The following is a 7,997-nucleotide window of genomic DNA, read 5'->3' on the forward strand; positions in this document are numbered from 1 at the left end:
CACTCCTAAGGCTAAAGAGCAAGCCGCTGCTTTCTGGTTAAACTTTGATAAAACGGCGTATTATAGGCTCTTTTACTCACTTTAGAGTAGGTTTTAATCACTTCAGGATCGATGGTTTCAATCGGGTTGTTATTAAAATCAAAATACTTAAGATGATTGCCCGGCCGTAGCTTTGGCAGTACTTTAAGCTGATTGTAAGACGCATCCACGTAGACCAACTTAGGCAGCTTGGCAATAACACTTATATCATCCAAGTAGTTATCGGTAATCATTAGGTTCTCTAAGTGATGCAGTGCTTCGATTGCCGAAATATCAATGGTGCCACTTTCTTTTATCGTTAGGTCTTTAATTGAAGGCAGTTTTTCAATACCAGCTAAAGTAGGTAGGTTAGAATCTGCGATAAAGAGTTCTTCTAAGCTAGGTAGGTTCTCCACCTTATTAAGCACTCTATCCTCGCTAGACCACAAGACTAATTTTTTAAGCTCAGGCAAGTCTTTAATTTCAGGTAAGCTATTTTTACTCACATCAAATAGAGCAACATCTTCTAAATTTTTTGGTAACGAAATACGACTTATTTTTTCACTCGACAAATTTCTTAACGTCAATTTTTTCAGGTTATCTAAACTGCTAATATTACGAATATTTTCATACCTTGGATTAGTTAACCTAAGTCTTTGCAGATGAATTATGGAGCCAATATCAATACTTGGATCCGATAAATAAATCGATAGGTCTTTTAGAGTTTTACTGCCATTTATTTCTTCAAAACCGATCGACTTTTCGGCCGTACTTTGTAGGAGATTAAGTTTTTTCTGCATCCCTAGGTTACTAATACGCTTCAGGCTCTCTTGGTATATGATGATTTTTTCCACTTTGCCTGATTTTGGCAGAATGATATGCTCCATATTCTTGGAAAATGAAATGTCTACTCTTTCGAGATTGTTAAAAGAGCTTAGATCGACGGTACTATCCAAAAACACAGAGCTACTCAATCTTAGGTACTGCGCATCTTGAATAGCGTCAATCAGTTCCGTTGGAACTGTTACTGTCCGTTCTGAAATGACGCTCTTCGCCTTACCTTGTTGGTCAAGCAGTATCATAATACGAGAAAGCGAACCGGTTCCACCAAAACCTTGCCCATCAGCTATAATCAAAGGCAATATATTGCTATTTCCCCACTCGCGCTTAGTAGAGGGCAATTCTCCAAACCTACCTGTCAAACCCTCAACAAAAAAAGACAAGTTGCCGTATTCAGGCTTAAAGTTTTGCTGAATTTTTTGCGCCACAGGTGAGGCTTTAATGATCGCTTCGGCTTGTTGCTGCGCGGTTAAGGCCAAGGCTTGACTGGCCATAACTAGGTATAAACTCAGCGCGACTAGGAAAACATGGCCGCGTTTTACTAATTTCATTGTTCTTCTCCGTGAATCGATTCAACGTACAATTTGGGAATACGAAAGCTGGGGTGATTCCAAGCATTGCCAAGGAAAAACGCCTGCTCGCTAGGCTCTGGCGGGGTAAATAAACCGGTTTCTAATAACTGGGCAATCGAAATCACATCAATCCCATACTCGATGTTCGCAGAAATTCCCCAATTCACCCCTTTGGCCGCTTTTTTCTCTAGGCCGGGGCCAATATAAATATGCGTCGACTGCTGTGAATCAAAGTTACGATCAGGATGTGACAGCTCTTGTTCCCGTACTTGGTTATAGTATTGAATAATGTCGCTCACCGTTGTGATACCGGTAAAGTCTTCAAGGCTTGGGTCAAGCTTAACCAGGTCTTCAATTAACTTTTCCGAGTAACCAAGCAAATGAAGCGGCACGACGGCGCGCCAAGACATATTGCCTAACTCCACATAAGAAAAACCGGGTAGTAGGTCGGCAAACTCATCGGTTAGCTTTTCATCTATGTCTTCAACCGTGCCCGGCGATAACATCTTAAGTGTCAACTCAGGGGAACGAGCCAAGGCTGCGGTTAACTCTTGGGTGCTATCAAATTCAAGATCTTCGCTAATCTTTGACTGTTTCACCACTTGCTCCAGATAACTTTGGGTTGTTTCTTTATCCAAATCACCTTTAAACAGTTGCCATTGCGCGAGCAGTCTTTTTTGCACTTGAGTTTGATTTAAGGCGCGATAAAGCTTTTTCAATTCATAAACCACCATCACCACGGTTATCACAGTGCCAACCACAGTTAACACCCCTATCCCTGTTGCCCAGCCAACCAACATTGCCGAATCCGCAATAAGACTGGCGCCCTTAGCCAAAATTTCCGCATCGGTGGGATCAGTTAGATAAAGATCGATAGAGGTATTTACCAATGAAAATACCGTGAGCCCAACGGAAAGAAAATCAAGCACTTGGCCTATCTGACCAAAGCGTAAAGTACCGACATCCACAGGACCTTTGGTTTTCATACGGGCCAAGGCAATTTCAATGCTTCGCGCAATACTTAAGCTGTCTGAGACTAACTGTAACCGGCTTGATACCAGCTCTGTCATCATTCTAGTCATTTCTAACGAGGTTTGATGCCCGCTCCACTGCGCCTTTTTCGCTTCTTCTTCAATGGCTAACGCGGCTTGGGTATTAACGGTAAAGTTATAAAACACATACAGGAGTTTGGCGTAGGCGACGCCCTGATACGGGCTGGCAGCCGAGTCTAAGGTACTATCAAATAAATCTTGGCTATGCTTGCCTTGCCCAGTGGCCACCTCTTCAGAGTATTTTGCTAATATATATCGACCTTGCTCTACTAGCCTTTGGTTTCTGCTGCGATCGCTACTTCGAACAATGGTGTAGGCCATAAAGATCTGTTGAAATTGCTCCTTACTAAACAACTCACGAACTTTCCAATGACGCAATACAGCATTAAAAAAGCGCAAATGAGCAACCGACGTAGTTTGCACCCGTTTGGTAACATGGGTCATGACCTCCGCGGAGTAGCAGGATAAAATTACTTGCAGCACACAAGGCGCGCCTGGGCCTGGGATGACCAGCCCTCGCTTACTCCAAAGCAGCTCTAGTGTTTCAACGGTATTTGTATCCAGAATAGCACTCAGTAGGTTGTCTTTTGGGGTTTCTGGGTCAATGTTTTCCGTTGTCTGCTGCACTAAATAACTATCTTTAGGAATAACTGTTTTTGTCGCTTGGCCTATTACATCTACATCCCAAACCTCTTTAAACTCTTGTTCAATAGTATGATTGGTATCATTGGCAATGATGGCATTAATGCTGGGGGCAATTTGCTCATCAAACAGTTTTTGACGGAATGTATCACTGGAGGCCAGAGCGCCGTAGCACTCAGCAATGGTGTTAAAAATCACGCACCAGTTGCCTTCATCTTCAAAATCGGGCCCTGGCGGAATAAAACCTTCATCAGCAACTTTTTTCGCAATCTCTTCATCTTGCAACTGCTTTGAGAGTGAATCCATGTAACGATTCAGTTCCTGCCGCAGTTTGGGTGCGGTCAGCAAGGCGTACAATCGCTCTGCCACTTTTGCGATATCGGCTTTTTGTTTGCCTGCGTTTTTATAGGTTTTAGAGAAAATAAGAAAACTTTCTTCTTTATCAGCGCTAGTGACCATTTTATCGCGAATGGCACATAAGGCTTGGTATAGCTCTCGGTGGTTTTTAGCCTGCTCTATCTGATCTTTATCCCCTGGTTCCCAAAACATATCGCTATTGAGTACTTGATACTGAAGGTACAAAAAAGGATGCTGCGGGCCAAACATGACTCGATTCATACTTTCCCAATAGCTGCTATCAGGAAGCGCTTTGAACGGAAACTCAAATTGGAGCTTTACTATGTTTATCATGTCAGTGAGAATGTCTAGACGAGCCATATAATCGGCCAGAAATAGATTGTATTCACCGATCTGCCTTTGCATCTTGTTTAGCATCTTACGCAGGCGAAAATCCCATTCAGGTAACGAGCAATGCACTTTTATTTGTTTTGGCGCATCGATAGTTTTAAATCGCGTGGCTTCGTTTTCAATCAGTTCATTCGCTAGACAGCCAGCGTCAATGTCGAGCTCCTTGAGCGGTTTGGATTTAAATGGGAACTTGTCGAGCGGATACGCCAAAAATCGAGCGTTACTTTTCACCGTCAAGCTATTACGGCTGATGGTGGCGATTTGCATTGCTGGCTTGGGTTTTGGTTTGCTGCGCGCGCTTTCACGAAGAGGCGTCACTTTGGTGTGGAGTAAAGCAGGTAAACCCTGAAAGCCATTCGGTTGCAGCAAGGTAAATTGATCGCCAGATTCGTCAAAAAAGCGCGGTTCCATGCTGAGAGGGAACGGCTTGCCCCAAATATTGGTCGCTGCGACACCGCTTGAGAGCACAGATCCCGCGCCAGATGTATCCCAATACCAGACAAAACGGTTACTGATCACTGAATCTTTCATATCAATCTGATGGCTATCACCATCATCATATATGAAGGCACTATCGGCCAGTGACACTGTACGTTCGCTGGTCACACAAGTGGTCTTTGCGTCAATAGGAGAACGGCCTTGCTCGCTATAAACTTGCTGAATTTGCGTAGGATGAAATAAACCAATGTTATTCAATTCATCTTTGTCTACATCCAAATACCATGCACCGTCATCATCTTGCGTTAGTGTGCTGGCTTGGTAGAGATCAGCGTACTGTTTTTTTCGGCTATCAAGTTTACTTTGGTTTTCAGTCACACATTCTTGATCAAACTCATCTAAACATGATTGACTTTGCCATTGTTCGACAAATTCATCATATTCATTTTGTTTGGTGTCTAGTATTTTCTTTTGGTGACTGCCGTAATTTTTCAGATCGACAACCAACATGGCTTCTGCGCTAGAATCCAGTTCTGTTATCTTTTGTTTGATTTTCTCTAACAAGACCCGATTATATTCAAGATCGGACAAGTACAAGTCATTTTGCGGCTGCTTAGGCGTTAACATTGTATTCATAAATTACCAACCACCATTTTTAGATTGATCGAGTGCGGAAATTTGTTTTTTGGTATTCGAGTCAAGCTGACCATTGACCTCAAGGGCGTAATTCTTTTGCAGGTTTGAAATCGCCTGTTGGGCTAATTCAGGATCGGCTTGGGACAAGTTCACTTCCGTAAAGTCATGGTTTTGAAGCCGCTGCAGTACGCCTTCTTGCTCTTCAATCGGTTTAAGTGAACCAATATTGACCAACAAGCGATTTGAGTAATCCTCATCAGTTTGACTTGCTTTCATACACACCAACACACGGTCTTGATCGTAGAATTCCGCTAAGGAGATAAAACCTTTATCATCAGATTGACGCTGATAATCTGTTCCATTGGCCTTAACCAAACATGCCAAATTGGCATAGGGTTTATCCAACTGATCTTTTAACAAAATACCAAAACCACCGCTGTTATGAGGTAACTTCACTACCGCTGTTTTTGTTTGCTGCTGTTGATAAAAATTGCCTGAGTTGTTGTTAAGATTTGGTGTAAAGCTTTGCGCGATATCCGCATCTAACTTAGGAATATGAATATCAACAATATGCTTTTGGTCATCAAAACTCTGTGTCTCCGAGTAGCTTACCCATTCATCCAGACTTATCATTTCACTTTGGTAAAACTCTAGATCTTGCTCTAGTTTCTCTATGGTTTCCCAACTGAGTTGGGCCGCGCTATACACTAACCCAAAACCATTGTCTTCAATCTGCACTTCACCTTTAATTTTATAAGGCAGCCAAATATGGTGGAGCTGATGGCCTTCCGCTTGACGAACTTGTTTGTCTTGCGCGTGTGGCATTGCGCGGTAGTACTCAACATCAACATCTGACAAATAGCCACTTTGTGCCACATACAGCTCGCGCCAGAGTACTTGCTTCCAAAACACGTAAACATACCCCCGCTTTGCATCAGCGAGTTTATCGGCTTGGTTATCTTGCGTTGCGTAGTACAAAGGTCTGACTGGAATCAGTACATTATCCCATTCATCCATCTCAGTTTGTTCAGGAACGGGTTGTATTTCATCGGCGATTTTTAACAGTATCGGTGTGGGTTGCTGCTTGTTGGGGATCTTGATGTAAAGGCTTTTGCTTTCTGCCTCTAAACCCTTAAATATCGCAACGCTGCGGTGGTTGTAGTGCCGGTCTGGTCTCGTATTGGTGAGCTTCTCACCTTGTAGATCGGTTTTGCCGAGCATAACACGCGCCGCATTGTTCGGCCACTGGCCGGCAAACTCGACCACGATTTTTTTGTCTGGCGCTGGCTTAACGGGGTTAAAAACCAAGTTTCGTGCCAAGGGTACGTCGTCAGTGACCATGGCATAATTGGCTTTCACCACTTTCTTTTCTGGCTGGTCGGCCAGTTTATCCACACGCGTCTTTAACGCTGGGTATGCCTGAAGTTGGGTAGTTGAAAGTGGACTCTTGCGAGGAAACGACGACACAGCAACCCAATCAGCACGAACAAGACGCTGTTTAATGGCTGCAAGTAATCGGTGGATGTCTTTTTTCGCCGACGGAGGAAGACTTTCAGACAGAGGCTTGGGAAGCTGTCTGACCACGTCTTGAAGATTGCGCGTACGCGAAAGTTGCCCGATGCATTCATCCGGCGACAGGATATAGTCTAACACGTCCCTAGAAAGTGTATTTCCCGGAACAAATTTGCAAATTAATTGCATTTTAGTTCTCCACAACCATTAATGTTTTTTGATTGCGGTAACAAGTTACCCCAAAGGGGTTAATTACGATTTGGCGATAGCCATTGTACGTATAATTGAGATATTTGCAACCTAATCAAATTAATACCGCCATCATTAAGATCTGAAAAATATACCGTATCATTGGTTAAAAAAAGACGCGATGAAATATCGCGTCAAAGTATCAACTACATTTTCAGATACAAAAAAACAGATAGTCATTACCACCTGTGCAGGATAACACCCTTGGGTGTAGCGCTACTATACAAACTAAGTCTGACAATGCAACGTGGCGAAATTTATGCTTCAAACTTCACTTTGACAGGTATAAATCCACCTTCACTAGTGAATAAATTCATTAACTGAACAAAGAGACTGTTTTTATATTCATTTCGTTCATCAGTCGTCTCAAAAATAAAAAAATCGCCAATAAAAATTGGCGATTTAGTTCAAATAATTGAGTGAATGTCACAATATTGAGAATATTCTATCCATCTTTGGAGATTAAGCGGCTATGCGCATCTCCTCTTTTTTATTCTCCAATGTACCTTGATCATGTTCAGAAGGATCGTTGCTTGCTTCTGACATCTCTGAACTCTCTCCCGTACCAGAGTTATCTGGAGCCTCAACGGGCGCAGTTAATGGCAGTGAAAAGTCATTATTTAAATCGCCCAAGTTCCCCACACGGTCTGCATAGTCTTTGACGGATAAGGTTAATGACTCAAGACTCGTGTCTACATCCATTGGCACCGTCACTTGACCTGTCCATTGTTGACGCAGCTCATCACCCTCAGACCAAATCACTAGTGCATCACCCGTGACTGAACCTGATGGCTGACTCACCGGCTCACTGAAGGTCACCTTCAATGCCACATCCTCACCCGCTGAGACTTGAGACTTCTTCCAATCAACAGCCGAGACCTGTGGTGCCACACGGTCTAACGTCGTACTGTGTGAAGACGTACCCTTACCTTGTGACTGGTTCAGCAGTGATACGCTCACGGCTAGCTCACCGTCCAACAACGCTTCCAAATCACCCATTTCAACTCGATAAGACCACTGACCGTTTGAATTTATTTCTAAGTCTTCCTTAGAAACAGGCACTGATGTGCCTTGGCTATCTTTAAACGTCAAGATTAGATTGGCTTGCTCTCCCACATACTGCGCACCGCCCGATACTGTCACACCCTGTGGCGTCACCAATACCGACACATCACTCAGAACTGGCGTTAAAGGCAGTGAATATTCACGATTTGCATTACCACTGTTCCCCACACGGTCTGCATAGCCTTTGACAGATAAGGTTAATGACTCAAGACTCGTGTCTACATCC

Annotated in this window: 4 protein-coding genes; all 4 read right to left on the reverse strand. The window is 43.3% G+C overall.

Features of this window, described 5'->3' with window-relative positions; all coding sequences use genetic code 11:
* Positions 1 to 11: 11 nt before the first annotated feature.
* Positions 12 to 1,409: a leucine-rich repeat domain-containing protein gene (locus tag QQK21_RS01525; RefSeq protein ID WP_284190443.1), complete on the reverse strand. Its 1,398-nt coding sequence runs from the start codon at positions 1,407 to 1,409 to the stop codon at positions 12 to 14.
* Positions 1,406 to 4,945: a hypothetical protein gene (locus QQK21_RS01530; RefSeq protein ID WP_284190444.1), complete on the reverse strand. Its 3,540-nt coding sequence runs from the start codon at positions 4,943 to 4,945 to the stop codon at positions 1,406 to 1,408. The genes QQK21_RS01525 and QQK21_RS01530 overlap by 4 nt, the downstream gene beginning before the upstream one ends.
* Before the next feature lie 3 nt (positions 4,946 to 4,948).
* Entirely contained in the window at positions 4,949 to 6,646 is a 1,698-nt protein-coding gene (locus tag QQK21_RS01535) for a hypothetical protein (RefSeq protein WP_284190445.1), read from the reverse strand.
* A gap of 522 nt (positions 6,647 to 7,168) precedes the next feature.
* On the reverse strand, positions 7,169 to 7,997 hold an 829-nt coding region (locus QQK21_RS01540), incomplete at its 5' end, for a hypothetical protein (protein ID WP_284190446.1).

Origin of the sequence: Vibrio zhanjiangensis (assembly GCF_030161235.1) — a bacterium.
In the GTDB taxonomy this organism is placed as follows: domain Bacteria; phylum Pseudomonadota; class Gammaproteobacteria; order Enterobacterales; family Vibrionaceae; genus Vibrio; species Vibrio zhanjiangensis.